General features: G+C 66.0%; 16 protein-coding genes. 6 read left to right on the forward strand and 10 right to left on the reverse strand.

The window, feature by feature from the left end; all coding sequences use genetic code 11:
- The first annotated feature begins 52 nt into the window (after positions 1-52).
- Positions 53-1336 (forward strand): pentapeptide repeat-containing protein, encoded by a 1284-nt coding sequence (locus tag K2Y42_RS02605; protein ID WP_291148097.1) that lies wholly within the window; start codon positions 53-55, stop codon positions 1334-1336.
- Positions 1337-1346: 10 nt separating this feature from the next.
- Here the strand turns inward: K2Y42_RS02605 and K2Y42_RS02610 are convergent, their stop codons facing one another.
- The 4 genes from K2Y42_RS02610 to K2Y42_RS02625 all read right to left on the reverse strand — a co-directional run bounded on the left by K2Y42_RS02610 (position 1347) and on the right by K2Y42_RS02625 (position 5289).
- Positions 1347-2051, reverse strand: coding sequence for an NAD-dependent deacylase (locus K2Y42_RS02610; RefSeq protein ID WP_291148099.1), 705 nt, complete (start codon positions 2049-2051; stop codon positions 1347-1349).
- 113 nt (positions 2052-2164) lie between these two features.
- Positions 2165-2641: a hypothetical protein gene (locus tag K2Y42_RS02615; RefSeq protein ID WP_291148101.1), complete on the reverse strand. Its 477-nt coding sequence runs from the start codon at positions 2639-2641 to the stop codon at positions 2165-2167.
- A 295-nt stretch (positions 2642-2936) separates the two neighbouring features.
- On the reverse strand, positions 2937-3914 hold the full coding sequence (locus K2Y42_RS02620; protein WP_291148103.1) for a catalase family peroxidase: 978 nt from the start codon (positions 3912-3914) through the stop codon (positions 2937-2939).
- Positions 3915-4065: 151 nt separating this feature from the next.
- Positions 4066-5289: a primase-like DNA-binding domain-containing protein gene (locus tag K2Y42_RS02625; RefSeq protein ID WP_291148105.1), complete on the reverse strand. Its 1224-nt coding sequence runs from the start codon at positions 5287-5289 to the stop codon at positions 4066-4068.
- A gap of 719 nt (positions 5290-6008) precedes the next feature.
- Here K2Y42_RS02625 and K2Y42_RS02630 point away from each other — a divergent pair.
- On the forward strand, positions 6009-7223 hold the full coding sequence (locus K2Y42_RS02630) for a hypothetical protein (RefSeq protein WP_291148107.1): 1215 nt from the start codon (positions 6009-6011) through the stop codon (positions 7221-7223).
- A 93-nt stretch (positions 7224-7316) separates the two neighbouring features.
- Here the strand turns inward: K2Y42_RS02630 and cutA are convergent, their stop codons facing one another.
- A complete protein-coding gene (cutA, locus tag K2Y42_RS02635; protein WP_291148109.1) occupies positions 7317-7685 on the reverse strand; it encodes a divalent-cation tolerance protein CutA in 369 nt (122 codons plus the stop codon).
- 196 nt (positions 7686-7881) lie between these two features.
- Between cutA and K2Y42_RS02640 the strand changes: the two genes are divergently transcribed.
- A complete protein-coding gene (locus tag K2Y42_RS02640; protein WP_291148111.1) occupies positions 7882-8664 on the forward strand; it encodes an NAD kinase in 783 nt (260 codons plus the stop codon).
- Positions 8665-8730: 66 nt separating this feature from the next.
- Here K2Y42_RS02640 and K2Y42_RS02645 read toward each other — a convergent pair whose 3' ends face one another.
- Entirely contained in the window at positions 8731-9075 is a 345-nt protein-coding gene (locus K2Y42_RS02645; RefSeq protein WP_291148113.1) for a hypothetical protein, read from the reverse strand.
- Between the two features lie 296 nt (positions 9076-9371).
- On the opposite strand from K2Y42_RS02645, the gene K2Y42_RS02650 reads away from it, so the two are divergent.
- The gene (locus tag K2Y42_RS02650; protein WP_291148115.1) at positions 9372-9905 is read left to right on the forward strand and encodes a Crp/Fnr family transcriptional regulator; all 534 of its coding nucleotides are present in this window, start codon (positions 9372-9374) and stop codon (positions 9903-9905) included.
- A gap of 4 nt (positions 9906-9909) precedes the next feature.
- Here the strand turns inward: K2Y42_RS02650 and K2Y42_RS02655 are convergent, their stop codons facing one another.
- A complete protein-coding gene (locus K2Y42_RS02655; protein WP_291148117.1) occupies positions 9910-10911 on the reverse strand; it encodes an esterase-like activity of phytase family protein in 1002 nt (333 codons plus the stop codon).
- A 101-nt stretch (positions 10912-11012) separates the two neighbouring features.
- Positions 11013-11585 carry a nitroreductase gene (locus tag K2Y42_RS02660; RefSeq protein WP_291148119.1) on the reverse strand — a complete coding sequence of 191 codons (573 nt, stop codon included), beginning with the start codon at positions 11583-11585 and terminating at the stop codon, positions 11013-11015.
- A 187-nt stretch (positions 11586-11772) separates the two neighbouring features.
- Between K2Y42_RS02660 and K2Y42_RS02665 the strand changes: the two genes are divergently transcribed.
- Together K2Y42_RS02665 and K2Y42_RS02670 are read left to right on the forward strand one after the other, a co-directional pair.
- Entirely contained in the window at positions 11773-13761 is a 1989-nt protein-coding gene (locus K2Y42_RS02665) for a VWA domain-containing protein (protein ID WP_291148121.1), read from the forward strand.
- 120 nt (positions 13762-13881) lie between these two features.
- Positions 13882-14847, forward strand: coding sequence for a hypothetical protein (locus K2Y42_RS02670; RefSeq protein ID WP_291148123.1), 966 nt, complete (start codon positions 13882-13884; stop codon positions 14845-14847).
- Between the two features lie 34 nt (positions 14848-14881).
- On the opposite strand, the gene K2Y42_RS02675 is transcribed toward K2Y42_RS02670, so the two are convergent.
- Positions 14882-15568 carry a hypothetical protein gene (locus K2Y42_RS02675; RefSeq protein ID WP_291148125.1) on the reverse strand — a complete coding sequence of 229 codons (687 nt, stop codon included), beginning with the start codon at positions 15566-15568 and terminating at the stop codon, positions 14882-14884.
- 12 nt (positions 15569-15580) lie between these two features.
- Complete coding sequence (locus tag K2Y42_RS02680; protein ID WP_291148127.1) at positions 15581-16645, reverse strand: amino acid ABC transporter substrate-binding protein; 1065 nt, start codon at positions 16643-16645, stop codon at positions 15581-15583.
- Between the last annotated feature and the right edge of the window lie 46 nt (positions 16646-16691).

Genomic DNA, 16691 nt, shown 5'->3' on the forward strand with positions numbered 1-16691 from the left:
GGGCCACTCCCTTCAGTGACACACTCACGGCTTGTCGCGTACAGGAGAGAAGATGTTCGGAAGTAAATCGCTGACGGAAGCCGCGGTCCAGAAACGGGAGACCGACATCGAGCTGCTGCTCGCCGAGGTCAACGCGTCCAGCGCGTCGGCGCGCAGCGCCTGGATCCTGCTGATCGCGCTTGAAGCCTACTTCCTCATCGCGCTGGCGGGCATCAGCCATCGCGACCTTCTGCTCAACACGCCGGTCGCCCAGCCCATCCTGCAGGTCTCGATCCCGCTGCGCTCGTTCATTCTGTTCGGACCGGTGGTGCTGCTGGCCATGCAGGCCGGCGTGCTGCAGCAGCACATCATCCTGGCGCGCAAGCTCAAGGCGCTCGACGCCTTGTTCGCCGCCAACGAGTTTCCGGCGCTGTCGCATCCGGGCCGGCTGCGCGTGAACAGCTACTACTTTTCGCAGATCGAAGCCGGGCCCGAGACGAACCTCGTGCTACGCGGCTGCTTCCGCGCCATGGACTGGCTGTTCCTGCGGCTGGTGCCGGTGGGCCTGCTGCTCGCCTTCCAGATCACCTACCTGCCCTCGCACGACCTCGAAATCACCGGCTGGCACCGCTTCTACGTGCTGGTCAGCTTGCTTATGGTAGCGGGCGCATCCTCGTTCCTGGCCGGGCTCGACAAAGTCTATCCGGGCAGCGAGACGCTGACGCGGGACTCGGTGTTGCGCAAGTTCGCGGCGGGCTTTGCGGCCACGGCGGTGATGGTGTTCTCGGTCGCGATCGCGACCATTCCCGGCGAATGGATCGACCGCCTGCTCGGCTCCGTCGAGGCGGTCGCCGCGCCCGTGCCCTACCAGGGGCTCGGCAACGTCACCCACACGCCGCCGCCGGGCGCGCGCGGCCGGACGGCCTTCGCGCCGACCGCATTTCTCTTCGAGGGCGAGGTCGACGACTGGACGCGGCGGCGGACCAGCCTCTTTTCGCGCAACCTGATCGTGATGGACGAGGATCTCGTGCGTGACCAGGAGACGTCCAGCGGCGAGACGAGCCTCTCGCTGCGCGGGCGCGACCTCAACTTCGCGAATTTCGACCGCTCCGACATGCACCGGGCGGATCTCACGGACTCGTCGCTCAAGGGGGCGAGCTTCGTCGACGCCAACCTCGAGAACGCCAAGCTTGTGCGCGTGCGCATGCAGGGCGCGGACCTTTCGTTCGCGCGCCTGGCCGGCGTCTTTACGCAGGGCGTGTTGCTGGATGGCGCGCGACTTTGCGCGGGCGATACGCCGTTGCCGATCGAAACCAGCACGGGCATCGAGCGGATCCCGTGCGGCCGGGACCGCTGATCGCGCCCCTTTACTGGCTCGCGAGAAGCTTCTCGACGTAGACCGGCACCACGCGCGTGGCGGGGCCGTGGATCGCTTCGGCGAACATTCGCCGGCCCTCGGACGGCTCAAGGTTGAGCTCGACGGTGTGGGCGCCGTGGCTGCGCGCCTCGGCGACCAGCCCCGCGGCGGGATAGACGTTGCCGCTGGTGCCGATCGAGAGAAAGAGATCGGCCGCGCCCACCAGCTCGCGAATGCGATCCATGTGATGGGGCATCTCGCCGAACCAGACGACGTCCGGGCGCATGCCGCGGGGCTCGCCGCAGGCCCCGCAGATAGTCGCGAGCGCGAGGTCCTGATCCCAAGGGCTGCGCGCGCCGCACCCCGCGCACAGCGCGCTGAAGATCTCGCCGTGCATGTGAATGAGATTGCGGCTGCCGGCCTGCTCATGCAGCGCATCGACATTCTGCGTCACGATCCACACCTCGCCTTCGTGCTCGCGCTCGAGGCGGGCCAGCGCCGCGTGCGCGGCGTTGGGGCGGACGGTGGCGTGCGCGCGGCGGCGCATGTTGTAGAACTCATGCACGAGATCGGGATTGCGGGCGAAGCCTTCCGGGGTCGCGACCTCGCGGTAGTCGTACTTTGCCCAGATGCCCGTCTTGTCGCGAAAGGTCGGCACGCCGCTTTCGGCCGATAACCCGGCGCCCGTCAGGACGACGATGCGTTGTGCGCTCATGTCGGTCCGTCCCGGCCCCGCGCGCCCCCCAAAAGCGAACGGCCGCCTACGTGGCGGCCGCTCCTCTCCCGAGCCACTTTATGAATGGCGGATGCGCCATCCGGGCCATTCGGTTACTTCACCGTCACCTTGAACGAGATGTCGGCCTTCTTATTCTCAGAGCCGCCGCGCGTGATCGTGGCGCCGCATTTGTAGTTCTGTGCGAAGCCTTCGATGATGCAGCTGCGCGTGTCGACGGTGAAATCGAGATCGCGCTTGTTGGGCAGGCGGTTGATGTCGATCGGATCGTCCACCGAAAGGTCCTTGTCGATCAGCTCGAACTTGACCTTGTGCACGCCGGCCGGAACCGTGGCAGTCAGGATCCAGTCCTTCGGATGGACCTCTTCCTTGTCGCTGATCACGCTCGTCGACTGGGCCTTGCCGTCGACAGTGATGCGCGCGAAGAAATCGCCGCGCGACAGCTCGTCGGCACGGTCGAGTGCCTTGAAGCGCGTCACGGTGACGGTGATGTCATGCGTCTTCTGTGCGGCGGCCTGGCTGGGTGCCCACGTCAACGCTGCACCGATCACGGCGAAACCCGTAGCGGCCATCGACACGCTCCGGAAAGCTGCCTTCAAACGTACTCCAAACATGATGTCACTCCCCTAGAATTTGTCCCGGCTTGGAAAATCGAGCCGCGCGCCATCGGTAATCGCCCTTCGGCAGCGGCAGTCGAGGAGATGCTAGCAGCAAAAAGGGCGGCGTGTCGTCGAGGGGAATTCGGGCGGAAAGTGATCATTGTGAGGGCGTTGCCGAACAGTGACATGGTTGCGGCGGCGAACCGGGGTCCGCCGCCGCAGCGCTTATTGTCATGAAATCAAGCTCGTCGAGCCCTCACCCGGTCGCTTACTGGGTGCGGCGGCCGAACGAGATGGCGTAGGCCGGCGAGCGGAACTCGAAGATGCGGTCGTTCTCTGGTCCCGCGATCCCGTCAACCACGTTGGTGGGGTCGAAGATGCCCGCGTCGCAGGTCGCGTCGGGCTCAAGGGCGGAAATGGCCAGATCACCGACCTTGACCGCCTTGCGCGTCTCCGGCCAAAGGGCCGTCGGGTCGTCGGTCGCGTCACCCGGCTCGCCGAGGATCGCGGACAGTTCGAACTCCGCCGGTCCCTTGGCCAGACGCTCGGTCAGCTCGGGGCGGTAGAAATCGGGATCCTTGGCCTTGGCTTCCTCGTCGGTCAGGCCAACCTCGCCGGCCTTAGGCGTCCACTTCCATTTGATGATCTGGCTTTTGCCTTCCGCATTCGTCAGCGTGAAGGTGTGCACGGCGTAATAGCTCACGGTTGCGTAGCTGGCCGGGATGGGGCGCGACTTGAACCACTCACCCTGCGCCTTCGCTTCCGGGTTTTCGGTGAAGTAGGCCTCGATCTTCGCCTTGTCCTTGCTGGCGACGCGCTGCAGGAAATCGAGAAATTTCTCCGGCGTCTTGGCCACGAAGACGGGAGCCGAGATCGACACCATATCCGTCACGGTCCCGCCGCCGAGGTCGAAATGGACCGCAAGGGCGCGCGCGTTGCCCCGGTCGGCGTTCGAGGCCTTCGGGTTGCCTCCGCCCATCGAGAAGCGCCCGATCACCGGCCAGGGTCCCTTGCCCGAAAGATGCGGGGCTTTCGAAAGTCCCGCGGCTTCGGCGGTCGGCACGAACGAGCCTTTGACGCAGAAGCCGTTGGCGTGGCCCGAGCGCGTGCCGGGGTATTTGCCGAAGACTGCGTTCAACGCGTTGACAAGGGATTCGGGATCGGTGTCGGCGCGTACATCGACGGCGGACACGGTGGCGAGCAATCCGGTCATGGCGGATGCCAGAACATAACGGCGCAACGACATAAAACACTCCTCCGAGAACTGCGTGGAGACACTATCAGATGTTCAGCCTCGCAGGCGATCACGACCCCGCGACAAAAAAAAGCCGCCCCCTGAGGAGCGGCTTTCCAAAAATGCGAAGGGCCCCGCGAAGGGGCCCCTCTAATTTGTTTGCCTATGCGGCTTCGGCGTGGAAGGCCGGCAACTTCTTATCCTCCTCGACGTCGAGATCGGACTTGAGTGCAATTCCTACGTACCGGACACCGTCCTTCTTTTTGACTTTCTGGATACCGAACTCTGCAATTTCGCGACCAAACGTCGGTAGTGCGAGAGGCTCCTTCTGTCGTTCTTCACACCAGACACAATAGGCTTCGTAAAGTGATGTTGCGGAGACGGTATGGCCATCCTGGCTGTCAACGCTCTCCTTGTAGAACCGCTGGACGTCCGTTTCGGGGACCAGCAGTTTCGTCGGCGCCAGCGTACGATTGTCGTTGGCTCCGAAACGCGGCTTTTTGACTGCCACGGCTGCAACTGCGGGTGCAGGTTGCGGGGCCGCCACCGCTGCCGCAGCGGTGCTCTGTACCGTCGCCATCTTCGGCGCGGCAGGGGCTTCACGTTCGTAAAGGCGCCACTGGCTGAACGCGACGTACATGCCAAAGCCGGAGCCGACTTCAAGGAGAAGCGCGATGAAAATCGTCATCGCCATCTGAACCTTTTCGACGTCGAGTCCCGAAAGCTTCGACAGCACCGCGGCCTGCGGATCTGCCTCACCCATGACCGTCATGGCATCGGTCTTGCCCAGCTTGCCCTGAATATCAGCGATACGGGCTTCGAGCGCTTGCGCCTGCTGGCCAGAGGCCATTTCGGCGGTCAGTCCATGATACTTCTGACAGAAATCGCGGCCCTGCTTGCCGGACACGCTCGAGCATGCGCTCGTGAACGTCCAAGCCTTCTGGTTCTTCAGGCCTTCGATCTCACCCTGCACGGTCGCGGCAGGACGGTGCTGCGGGATCCAGGACAGCTGGTCCTGTGCCCGCTTGAGGTCGCCGCGCAGATCCTTGTAGACCTGAGCTTCGACGGCGCGGTGGCCGGTGGTGTCGAACCGGTTCAGCGCTGCATGGCCGAGGGCCGATGTCAGCGAGTAAGCGGTGACGACGATGCCGACGACGGCGGATGCCGCTGCCTGCGACCACATTCTGTTTTTAATCGCGGCGAAAAAGAAAAACGGGATCAGCGCCTTCAAACAATCCGCTGCCACGCTTGCCGAACCGTAGATGAAGCCATCGAATTCGGTTCTTCCCAAGCTGTACCCGAAACGCCAGTTCATGGCTGCTGACACGGCGAGTAGTACGCCGGCTGCCAGGATCCCGAACACGCCTAGAGCATGTCGTATCTTCATTGCCCTCTCCATTGTCGGCCCGCGCGCACTGCCCAATGGCAGCCGAAACAGGCCCGTTCCTTTTGGGTCTCGGAGGTTCAAGACCGGTCAGCGCTGACACATGCGTCCGATTGGGTGCGCACCTGGATGCCCGTTGAGCAGACCCGCCCCCCAAGGCGGATCATCAGACATTTGGCGCCGCCCCCCGGCGGTCACACAGAGCTGAACCCGCTCACGTTCGATGCTGGTTTTGCACAGGCGGTATCGCCGCTCGATCTCGATGTGCACAACAAGTCGTAACCGTGAGCGAAGTACGCGGAACACATCCCTCGGGGCCGAGGCTAATGCGATTCGACCGAAAGGCCGCTACCGTTTGTTAAAGAGAATCAGTTTGGTAGGCTCGCGCCGTTGCCGAAACGCGCCAAATTGCATCATCTGTTGCAGATTTGCATGCGCAGATCGTCCACATTGCGTGCCCAGGTTATGCACGCGTTGTCCTCAGGATGGCCCGCCTGTCCACAGACCCATCTGCCGCTCTTTGCGACACTGGTGGTCACGCCAAGATCACCCCTCCCAACCGTCCGCACACGCTGCGCCCGCTGCTAAACCCGAGCCCAGCGCTCTGCGCTTATTTACGTTGAGCGGGCGCGGTTCCACGTGGCCGTGCGCGCCGGAATTTGATATGATCGGGGCATTGCGGGGACTGGCTCTTTTTCGACCTGTCCGGGAGTTCTTATTTTATGCGGTGGTATTTCAGCTATCCCGTTCTCGCCGCCGGTCTCGTGTTCGGCGTGCATACGTATCTTCCGCAGGACCACGCACGCCCCCGCCACGTCGCGGCCGCGGAGCCCGCGCCGCCCGTCGACGCCTTCGATTTCGTACAGGTCGAAATGCCGGACATGTCCCGGCTCGGGTCGTTCTCTCCTGATGCGCGGCTGTTCGCCGTCGCCGATGAAGCCCCGCCAACCTCGGTTCTCGATTATCTCGCGCGCACGCTGACGTCGGGTGCGATTACGCCCGCGCTGTTCACGCCTGCGGTACCCCAGCAGCCGGTGACCGCGCCCGAATGGAAGAGCGCGGTGGTGCTCGATGTGCTCGCTGACGAATCCAGCGCGCCGCCGCAGGCGCAGCCCACGCTTGCGCCACGCGTGTCGCTCACGCGCGACATCCAGCGCGAGCTGAAGCGCGTCGGTTGCTATGTCGGCGATGTCGACGGCGTGTGGGGCGGCGCCTCGAAGCAGGCCATCGTACTGTTCATGGACCGCGTCAACGCCTCGCTTCCGACGCAGGAGCCGGACGTCTTCATGCTGTCGCTGCTGCGCGCCGAAGACGCCGCCGTCTGCGGCACGTCTTGCCCGGCAGGCCAGAGCCTGAGCAGCAGCGGACGCTGCGTGCCGAGCACGCTGCATGCCCAGAACGACCGGGGCGGCGAGCGGTTGCAGCGCATCGCGCGCGCCGACCTCACTTCGGCCACGACCGCGATCGACGAGGAGCCGGATCGCTCTTTCGAGGAGCGCACCGCGGCTTGGGCTCCGGTCGTGAAGACCAAGCCCACGCGTCGCGTATCGCTCGAGGGCCGCATGGCCATCGGCGGGCCTGTGCCGGCCCCCACACCTGCGGTCAGACCTTCTGCTCTCGAAGCTCCGGCGCTGGAAACTGGCTCGCTGCAACGTACGGCGGCGCTCGAACCGCAGACCGCGGCATCCGTCGACATCCCGCGCGAGGCCCTGGGCAGCGACAGTTCGCAGGAGGCGGCAATCGTCGATGTCCCTGCGGCCAGGACGCCGGTTCGCCCGACATCGTTCGACAACGATGCCGTGATCGAGCGTCCGGCGCGGGCGACGGCATCGCGCGCCAAGGCGCCTCAGCGTGCCGTGCAGCAACAGCGTCGCGGTGGCACCAACACGTATCGCCACGTGCAGCGGCTGTTCCAGCACCCGCTCGGCAGTTTGTGACGCTTGCCGAATTCGTGAACCCTTCGGCCCCTGTGTGAAGCTGGCCCCTGCCGCTTGACGACGAGCCTTCCGGTCTTGGCCGGGCTCGCGCGCTTATCCGCTCACTGAGGGGTCGCTGGGATCGACGGGTGCGGGATTGGCGGTCTGGCCGAAAATCCAGTCGAGATAGCGCGGCGACCCACCCTCCACCGGCAGCACGAGGACGGCCGGCGTCTCATAAGAATGCCGCCGCAGCGTTTCGGCGACGACGCGGTCGGCCAGGGTCGCGCGCGTCTTGACGATCATGACCGCCTCGGCGTCGCGCTGTCGCGCGCCCTCCCAGACGTAGATCGATACCATTCCGGGCAGAATGTTCACGCATGCGGCGAGCCCCATGTCGACCAGGGCCGCGCCCGTCTGCTCTGCGGCTTCGACGCCGGGGTAGGTAACGTAAACGAGAACGGCCTTGTCGTTTTGTTGCAAGTAAGCGAGCCTCCCTGTTCTGGGCCTCACGAGTCTCAGGTGGGCCCCAGCGCCTCGCCTGAATCCGGGCCCCGATCGGCGCTCGCCGCGGCGGCCGCCGGAACTCCCAGTCGGTCAACTCCCGGTCGGTCACCTCCCGGTCGATCTGTTTTCAATCGATCCCGGCGCCGCTCGGCATCCCCACACTCTAGGCATCATGGCCAAATCGAAAAACAAATTCGACAATATCGCGTTCGTGGCGAGCGACGTGGCGGAGGCGCAGGATGCACTCAAGCGTCTGACGGAGCGCTATGGGGCCGTGGAGCCGGGACGGGCTGAGGCGATCGTCGCGCTCGGCGGCGACGGCCTGATGCTGCAGACGCTGCACCGGTTCATGAACGATCGCATTCCGATCTACGGCATGAACCGCGGTTCGGTGGGCTTCCTGATGAACGAGTACCGCGAGGACGGGCTTTTGGAGCGGCTGCAGGAAGCGGAGATCAGCCGCGTGCATCCCCTGTCGATGGTGGCCTACGACGCGCAGGGCAAAGCCAGCAAGGCGCTCGCCATCAACGAGGTGTCGCTGTTCCGCGAGACGTTCCAGGCGGCGAAGCTCAGGATCTCGATCGACGGCACGGTGCGCATGGAGGAGCTGATCTGCGACGGGGTGCTGGTCGCCACGCCCGCGGGCTCGACCGCCTACAATCTTTCAGCACATGGACCGATCCTGCCGATCAACGCGCCGCTGCTCGCGCTGACGCCGATCAGTCCGTTCCGCCCGCGCCGCTGGCGCGGCGCGCTGCTGCCGAACAAGGCGCGCATCACGGTGTCGGCACTGGAGGAAGACAAGCGTCCCGTGAGCGCGGTCGCCGACGCGGCCGAAATGCGCAACATCGTCAAAGTCGAGATCGAGCAGGCGCGCACGATCGATCTCTTCATGATGTTCGACCCCGGCCACAACCTCGATGAGCGCATTCTGGCGGAGCAGTTCCGCTTCTAAGAACTGCCGTCGATACCCGCGTCCATGCCGGCGCGGGCCTCAGGTTCCAGTACTAGGCGGGACCAATCACTCCTGGCGATCGTCCGTCATGCTGCCGATGCCGGGGTCGGGAACGACGGCCGAGCTGCGCACGAAGACCGTGCTGCCGTCCCCTCGCTGCACGCGCATGTAATCGTTGAAGCCGGCGCCTGCTTCGGGCTGATCAAGCAGTCTCTCGCCCGCATAAAGCTCGACGCATCCTGCGGGCGGGCGGGCGCTCCGTTCCGACGCGTTTTGCGACGCGAAGGCGCTGACCAGCGTTTCGCGGTCGCCGCATCCGAGCTCGCCGGACGATCTGACCATCCAGACTTCCGCGCAGGCCGGTGCCGCCGCGGCGCAGATGACAAAGGCCATGATCGTTCGTCGCAACATCGGCGGTCTCATCCCTTGCTGCAGAGCGCTCGGACCGCGCTCGCCCGCATGTCCTTCGCGCGCGCGCAGGTGGGAGACAAGTGCAAGTGTTCCAGGCCCGCTGTGAAATGTTCCCACCTGGCTTGTCGGGCTGCGGCTTGACGGGCATTGGCGTACGGGCGCGGTGCGGGACGCCGCCGCGTTAAGGGAATGCGCGCAATCCCCCTCGCCGGCCCCTCAACCACCCTGGAGCGCCCGGCCGGACGTGCTAAACTGATATCCGGCAGATCACAGCCGCGACGCCTCCTGGGTGCGCCATGCAAGAAGCGCGGATCGAACTTCTGCAGCGAATGCCAATCTTTGGCGGGATCAAGTCGGAGATCCTCCAATTCCTGCTCGGCTTGTGCCCGGTCGTATCGATGCCTGCGGGCGAGTTTTTCTTCCGCGAGTTCGACCAGGGGGACTCGATGTTCGCCCTAGAGGTGGGCCGCGCCGACGTTCTGAAATCGTGGTGCGGGCAGGACTACCTCCTTCAGACCCTCAATGCGGGCGACTGCTTCGGGGAGATGGCCGTCATGGACCACTGCGCGCGGAGTGCCTCCGTGCGGGCCGCGCAGGATTGCAGCGCGATCCGTATTTCCGCGGCCAATCTCTATCAGGTCTACGCGAAGGACCTGAAGCAGTTCGCGCTCATCCAGATGAACATGGGGCGCGAAGTCAGCCGGCGCCTCCGCGACGCGGACAGTCGCCTGTTCGGCGCGAGAATGGCGGCGCCCAGCGCCGACGGCAGCGCATCGTACAGTCCCGCGCCCGGCGGTTCGAGTGCCGCGGGTTGGCAATGGAAGTGCTAACCGATCAGAACAGAGCGTCGACGGGGCCAAGCCGCAGCAGCACGGTCGGGCGTTCGTTGTCGTTGTCCGTCACCGCATAGATCTGGCCATCGGCGGCCAGCGCCAGGCCTTCGATCTCCTTCTCCACTTTTCGACCCGCGTCGAGGAACATGGGGACGAGATCCAGCGCGCGGCGCTTGGTGAGCCGGGGCAGCGCCTGCCCGTCGGTGACGCCGGACGCGGCCGTTGCGCTGGCGGGCGGGAGATCGAAGGTGGTGATCCACTTGATCGATTTCTTTCCGCCTTTGCCGTCTCTCTCGATCGCCGCGAATGTCCTGTCGCGGAGATGAAGAACCTCGCTCACGCCGGTGAGATCGCCCGATCCGGTTCGATCGAGCGGGTACAGATAAAAGCTCCAATCCCCGGTCGCAGGATCGACCACGCCGATCCGCGTGCAATCGGAGGGATCTCCATCGAGCGGAGCCTGGAACGCCACAACGAGGCGCGCGCCGGGTGCGGCGCTTTCAAGCGCAACGCCCTCGAAGCCTTTCTTGCCGATGCTCGGCGCCAGCGCTTCCGGCAGGCCGATCGTGCGCAGGATTTTTCCTTCCGGGTCGACCTCGAGCAACCGGTTGGCCGGTACGTTTCCCGCCCCACCTTCGGACGCGAGCCAGAAGCCGCCGTCCGGCTTGGCGACGATGCCTTCCGTATCGAGGTTCTCGCCTCCGGGACCGGTCACGCTGATCTGGCGGACGACCTTGGCCGCCTGCGCCGTCAGCTCGATTTCAACGATGCGAATGGGAGCCGAATCCTGATCGGTCACGGCGTAGAGCCGATTTGGATCGCTGGGATGGGCGGTGAGGCCCGAGAGCGTCCCCCAGCCCGGCCCATCACCGATCTCGATCTCCTGGATGCTGCCACGCGCCGGTGGAATGTCCCACGTTGCGTCAGCCCCCGTTGTGGCCGCCAAAGTCGCGAGCGCACTGCCGACGAGCGACTTCAGAGCCGCGACCAGATTGTCGAACATGGGGATGCCCTTTCGCCGAGGACGACGCGATCAGGCTCGCGTTGTGCGCCGAGACCCGCGCGGCACGTTCGCGCGCGGATGCGGCTGGCGTGAGGCGGTGCCTACGCCCCCCAACGCGTGACGATTGCCTCTAGTTTCGGGCGCTCGCGCTCCTCGGGCTTTTCTTTCGGTGTGCCGATGTGGACGAAGCCCGCGATGCGCTCGCTGTCGGCAAGCCCGAGCTTCTCGCGCACGAATGGGCTGTAGGCGACCCATTCCGTCAGCCACGACGTGCCGTAGCCCAACGCGTTGGCGGCAAGGCACAGGTTGTACGTCGCGGCGCCTGCCGACAGGATCTGTTCCCATTCCGGTGCGCCGGGGCGCTTGGACACGCGCGAGACCACGGCGATGACGAGGGGCGCGCGCAGGAAGCGCTTGCGCTCCGTGTCGAGACGAATGGGCGAGGGCTCGTTCTCTTCCGCGAGGCACGCGGCGGCGAAGATCTCGCCGGCGGCGGCCCGCGCGTCGCCCTCGAACACCATGAAACGCCAGGGAACCAGCTTCTTGTGGTCCGGCACGCGTGCGGCGACTGTCAGGATGCGGGTCAGCTCGTCGCCCGAGGGCGCGGGGGCGGCCAGAAGGTCCGGCTTGACCGACCGGCGGGTGGCAAGGGCTTCAAACAGGGCGTCGTTCATTGCTGCCTTTCATGCCTTCGTGAGCGCGAATTCCCGCGCCAGAATGATGGGATTCGGGCAAATCCTGGTCTAGGTTGCGCCTGCCTCGCTCGCCCAAGCCTCGCTAAAGCAAGCCTCGCTAAAGCAAGTCCGGCGCCGTGACAATCGTTGCGTTGAGCCCCTGGTTATCAGTCGGATCCCGAACCGCATGCAGATGCTTCGCCGTTGTGCCGCTCTTCTGATGCTAGCCCCAGCCGGCCCGGTGCCGCTTGCTGCGCCCGCGCGGGCCGCGGATGCGCCTGCCGACGGGCCCGCGGTCATCGTGCTCGACGGATCGGGGTCAATGTGGGGCAATGTCGGCTCAGAAAAGCCTTCCAAGTTCGATCTCGCGCGCGGCGCGTTGCGGCAATCCCTCTCCAGCATCTCGCCACGGGTGCGGCTCGGACTGATGTCGTTCGGGCACCGGCGGCGCGCCGACTGCAGCGACGTCGAGGTGATCCTGCCGCCCGAGGCGGGCCCGCCCGAACGCGTGCTCAGCCTCGTGGATAAGCTCAGCCCGAAAGGCAAGGGCCCGCTGGCGCTGACCCTCACGGAAGCCGCCAAGCAGATTCCGGCCGGAGAGCACGGCAGCATCATCGTCGTGCACGACGGCCTGGACAATTGCTGGCAGGATCCGTGCGCGGCCGCGGCCGGCATCGCCAAGGCCAACGCCAACATCCGCATTTTCCTGATCGGGTTCGGCATCGAGCCCGGCGACGCCCAGCGCCTCCAGTGCGTGGCTGAAGCCACCAACGGGCGCGTGATCGAGGCGCAGAGCTCCACGGCGCTGGCGGATTCGATTTCCGACGCACTGACGCTCGCCAACCTCGAACGCGTCGACGCGGCGACCGGGATTGCGGTCCCCGTGCCGAAGGCAGCCAAGCCGCCCACGCCGGCCGGCGCGCCGGGTGTTCGGCTGACCGCGTCGCTGGCGCCGGACGGCCCTCCCCTGGCCACAGCAGTTGCGTGGACGCTTTACAAGTCGGGCGACGAGAGCACCCCCCTCAAAATCACGCGCGGAAAGGAGCTTTCCGCCGATCTCGACCCCGGTTCCTATGTCGTCGAAGCGCGCTTTGGCCAGTCGTCCCGGCGCCAGACCATCGAGGTCACCTCGGAAGGCCCGACGACGGCGCGGATCTCGCTCGGCGCGGGTTTTCTCAAGCTCAATTCGCTCGCAGACAAGGCCGGGGCGGCGCTGGCTGATCCGCTGATCACGGTGACAGCGAAGGACGGGGGCACCGCCAAGGACGGGGCGGCCGCGGCCGGTGCGCCGATCTGGATCGGACGCGACGCGGGCGCGCGCCTAGTGCTGCCGGCCGGGACCTATGTCGTGCGCGTGCAGGACGGGCTCGCCGAGCAGACCACCGACGTCACCGTGGCGGAAGGGACCAGCACCGAAGCGCGGCCGGTTCTTGGCACGGGGCGGCTCGAGCTTTCGGCGATTTCGGCGGCGAACGGCGCGCCGTTGCAGGCCGTGACCTACGCGGTCGAGGAGGACGATCCGGATTCGCCCCAGGGCCGGCGCGAAATCGTCCGCTCCGCCGCGCCTGCCGCCTCATTCACGCTTCCGGCTGGCACCTACTACGTGTCGGCGCGCTCCGGAGTTGCGGAGGTTCACCAGCGCATCGCCCTCGGCAGCGGCGACGTGGTCAAGAACGTGTCGAGCTTCAATCTCGTGCCGATCACGATTTCCGTTATCACCGGGGAGGCCGCCGACGCTACGACCGACGCATCGCATCCGATCCTGATCCGGGTGCTGAGCGCCGATGCCACGCCACGCGAGATCGCGCGGGCCCACGGCGCCACCGGGACGTTCCAACTGCCGCCCGCCCGCTATCGGGTCGAGGCGATGGCGAGCGGCCTCAATATCGCTGCGCGCGGCACCATCGACCTCAGCACGGGGCGGGGCGGGACGACCCAGCTCAAGCTCGACCATGGCGAGGTGGCCATCGACGAGGCCGGCGCTCTGGGCGCCTATTGGCGCGTCAAGGACGAGACGGGGCGAACGGTGATGCATTCCGGGGCCGGGCGGCCGAAACAGGCGCGCCTCGCTCCCGGCCGCTACACGCTGCTGATCGAGGTCGAGGGAAACCGCGCCGAGCGGGTCTTCGACATCAAGGCGGCCGAGCGGCAGTCTATCCCCCTCATCGGGCCTTAGGGTGTCCAGCCCCATGACCGCGTGCCGTGCCATACTTCAACCACTGTCTCGGGGCGACATCCCCGGCACACGAGCGCATCTCTCGGGATCGATTCCGGCCCACATGACATTCCAGCCCACATGACTATGGCACGCGCATCCTCTTCCGGCCGCCCCTGGGCGAGCACCTTCATTCTCGTGGCGCTGATGGCGGTTGCGGGCCTGTTTGCGCGCGCGGGGGAAGCGGGCGCGCAATCTCCCGCCGACTGGCTGACGGGCCTGCAGCAGCAGGTGGCGCCCGGAACGCCCGAGAAACACAAGGAACCGGCCGCCGATCCCGGAGCGGTCGTTCTGGTGCCGATGACGGCGCGGCTGACGGCGGACGGCGAGGAGATCGAAGAGGGACTCGTCTGGCGCGTGTTCGGACATTCACCCTCGGGCGAAAACGGAACGGCGCTTCTCTTTACGCAGCAGCAGGCGCGCCCGACGTTCAAACTGCACGTCGGCGACTATCTCGTGAATGCCGCGTTCGGGCGGGCGCACATCACCCGGCGCATCTCCGTCAAACCCGGGCAGACGGACGGCGTCGTCGAGGACTTCGTGCTCAACGCGGGCGGGCTACGCATCAAGGCTCAGGTGGGCGGCTCGGATGCGCCGCAGAATACCGTGAGCTTCAGCATCTATTCCGATCGCGACCAGACCGACAACCGCAAGCTCATTCTGTCGGCGGCGCGGCCTAATCTGGTCGTGCGGCTCAACGCCGGCATCTATCACATCGTGTCGACCTACGGCGACTGCAACGCCGTGGTGCGCAGCGACGTGACAGTGGAGGCCGGCAAGCTTACGGAAGCGGTCGTCACGCATTCGGCGGCGAAGGCGACTCTCAAGCTCGTGCACCGCGCGGGCGGCGAGGCGCTGCCCGATACGCAATGGACGATCCAGACGCCCGAAGGCGAAGAGATCAAGGAAAGTGTCGGCGCGCTGCCGACGCATATCCTGGCGCCGGGCAAGTACATCGTGCTCGCCAAGTCTCAGGGGCGCTCGTTCCAGCGCGAAATCACACTCGCCAACGGCGAGACGACGCAAGTCGAGCTGGTGATGAACTGAGTTGGGCAGTAGGCAGCTGCCAGTCGGAAGTTGATCAGAAATCGTTCAAGACCCAATCGGTCGGGCAGCCGTGCGTGCGCATGAGCGTTTCCGTCTCGTCGAGTTCGCGTTTGCTCGAGAGTTCGTGGAACAGGGCGCGCGCGATCTGCCAGTGCTCGCAGGCCGTGGTGAGATCGCCCTCGGCGCGCGACAACTCCGCGAGTTCGAGGCGCGCCTCCGCCTGCAGAGGGCGATTGCGCGTGCGGGCAGCGAACTGGAGGCATGCGCGAAGCTGATTGCCGGCCTGGGCGTTGCGACCCTCGGCGATTTCGGCTTTCGCATATCCGAGATGGGCTGACGCGAGGGCGGCGTTGTCGCCGCGCTCGGCGGCCTCGGCGATGAGCGTCGGCCAATCTACCGGCGACGATGGCGGCAGGGTGCGCTCGTCGGCGGGAGGCGTCACCGTGGTTTCGGCAACGGGCGTCGCCATTTCAGGAACGGCAGGCGCGGTTTCGGCGGCGGACGTCCGTGCGGCCTCGGCGGCCAGCACCCCCGCTTCAAGGGCACCAAGCGCACCGGGCGACAGCGCGCCCAAGGGCGCGTCGAAGGACTGTTTCAGCATGTGCCGCTCACCCGGCCCGGTCGCGGCGGCACGACGGCCCGTCCGCCAGACAACGACCGCCAGCACGGCAATCGGCGCCAGCAAGGCAAGCTTGCCGGCAATCCCCTCGATCTCGATCATGATGACCCTGCCTCACCGCAGCGGCGCGGCTGAAAACAGGCCGCCCTTCGTCCAGAGGTTGTTTGCGCCGCGGTCCAGCCGAAGGCGGGATGACGCGCCGACGTTGCGGTCGAAGATCTCACCGTACGATCCCACCTGCTTGATCACCTGATAGCTCCAGTCGCGGGCGAGGCCCAGGCTGCGACCGAGATCGGATTCGGCGCCCAGGAAACGGCGCACGTCGATGTTGGCCGATCCCCGCTGGGCGTCGATATTCTGTTGCGAGATGCCGAGCTCTTCGGCGGCGACCAGCGCTTCGATGGTCCAGCGCACGATCGAGAACCACTGCTCGTCGCCGGTCCGCACCACCGGTCCGAGCTTATCCTTGGCGATCAGTTCGGGAAGGATGACGTGATCGGACGGCGTGGTGAAGCGGCTGCGTGCCGCAGCGAGCGCCGTGATGTCGCCGGTCAGCAGAGTGCAGGCGCTGTCGGCGTAGGCCTTCACGGCCTCGGACCAATGCTCGGAGGCCAGCACGGAATAGCGCATGTTGCGCGACTGGAAGTACGTTTCGAGGCCCTGCGCCGCGCCGCCCGGCGCCATGACGCAGACGGATGCGCCGGACAGCTCCAGCACGCTTGCCACCGCGTATCCGCGGCGGACGAGAAATCCCTGCCCCTCGTGAAAGGTCGTCTCGACGTAGCGAACGCCGTACTCGGTATCGCGTGACAGCGTGCGCGCGTTGGCGCGCGGCAGCAGATCCACCTCGCGCGCCATCAAGGCGGGGAAGCCGCTCGCCGGCGTCACGACGCGATATTTGACGGCGTCCTTGCGGCCCAGCGTGGCGGTTGCGACGGCGGCGCAGATATCGATATCGAAGCCGGTCCAGTTGCCCCGCTCGTTCAGCTCGGCGAAGCCCGGCATGCCTTCGGTCACGCCGCAGACGAGATGACCGCGGGCCTTCACGTCATCGAGGGTGGTGGCGCCTGCGGGGGCGATGGCGGCCAGCGTTGCGGCCCATGCCGCGCCTGCAAGCCAGCCGAGCCGCGCCATCGGGGCGCGGACAAAACAAGTGCCAATCGGACGAACGGCCGTCACGCCTCTAGCTCTCCAGATTTCAGGAACGTGATTGGTCACAGGGCTC

Origin of the sequence: Hyphomicrobium sp., assembly GCF_019744875.1 — a bacterium.
GTDB lineage: Bacteria > Pseudomonadota > Alphaproteobacteria > Rhizobiales > Hyphomicrobiaceae > Hyphomicrobium_C.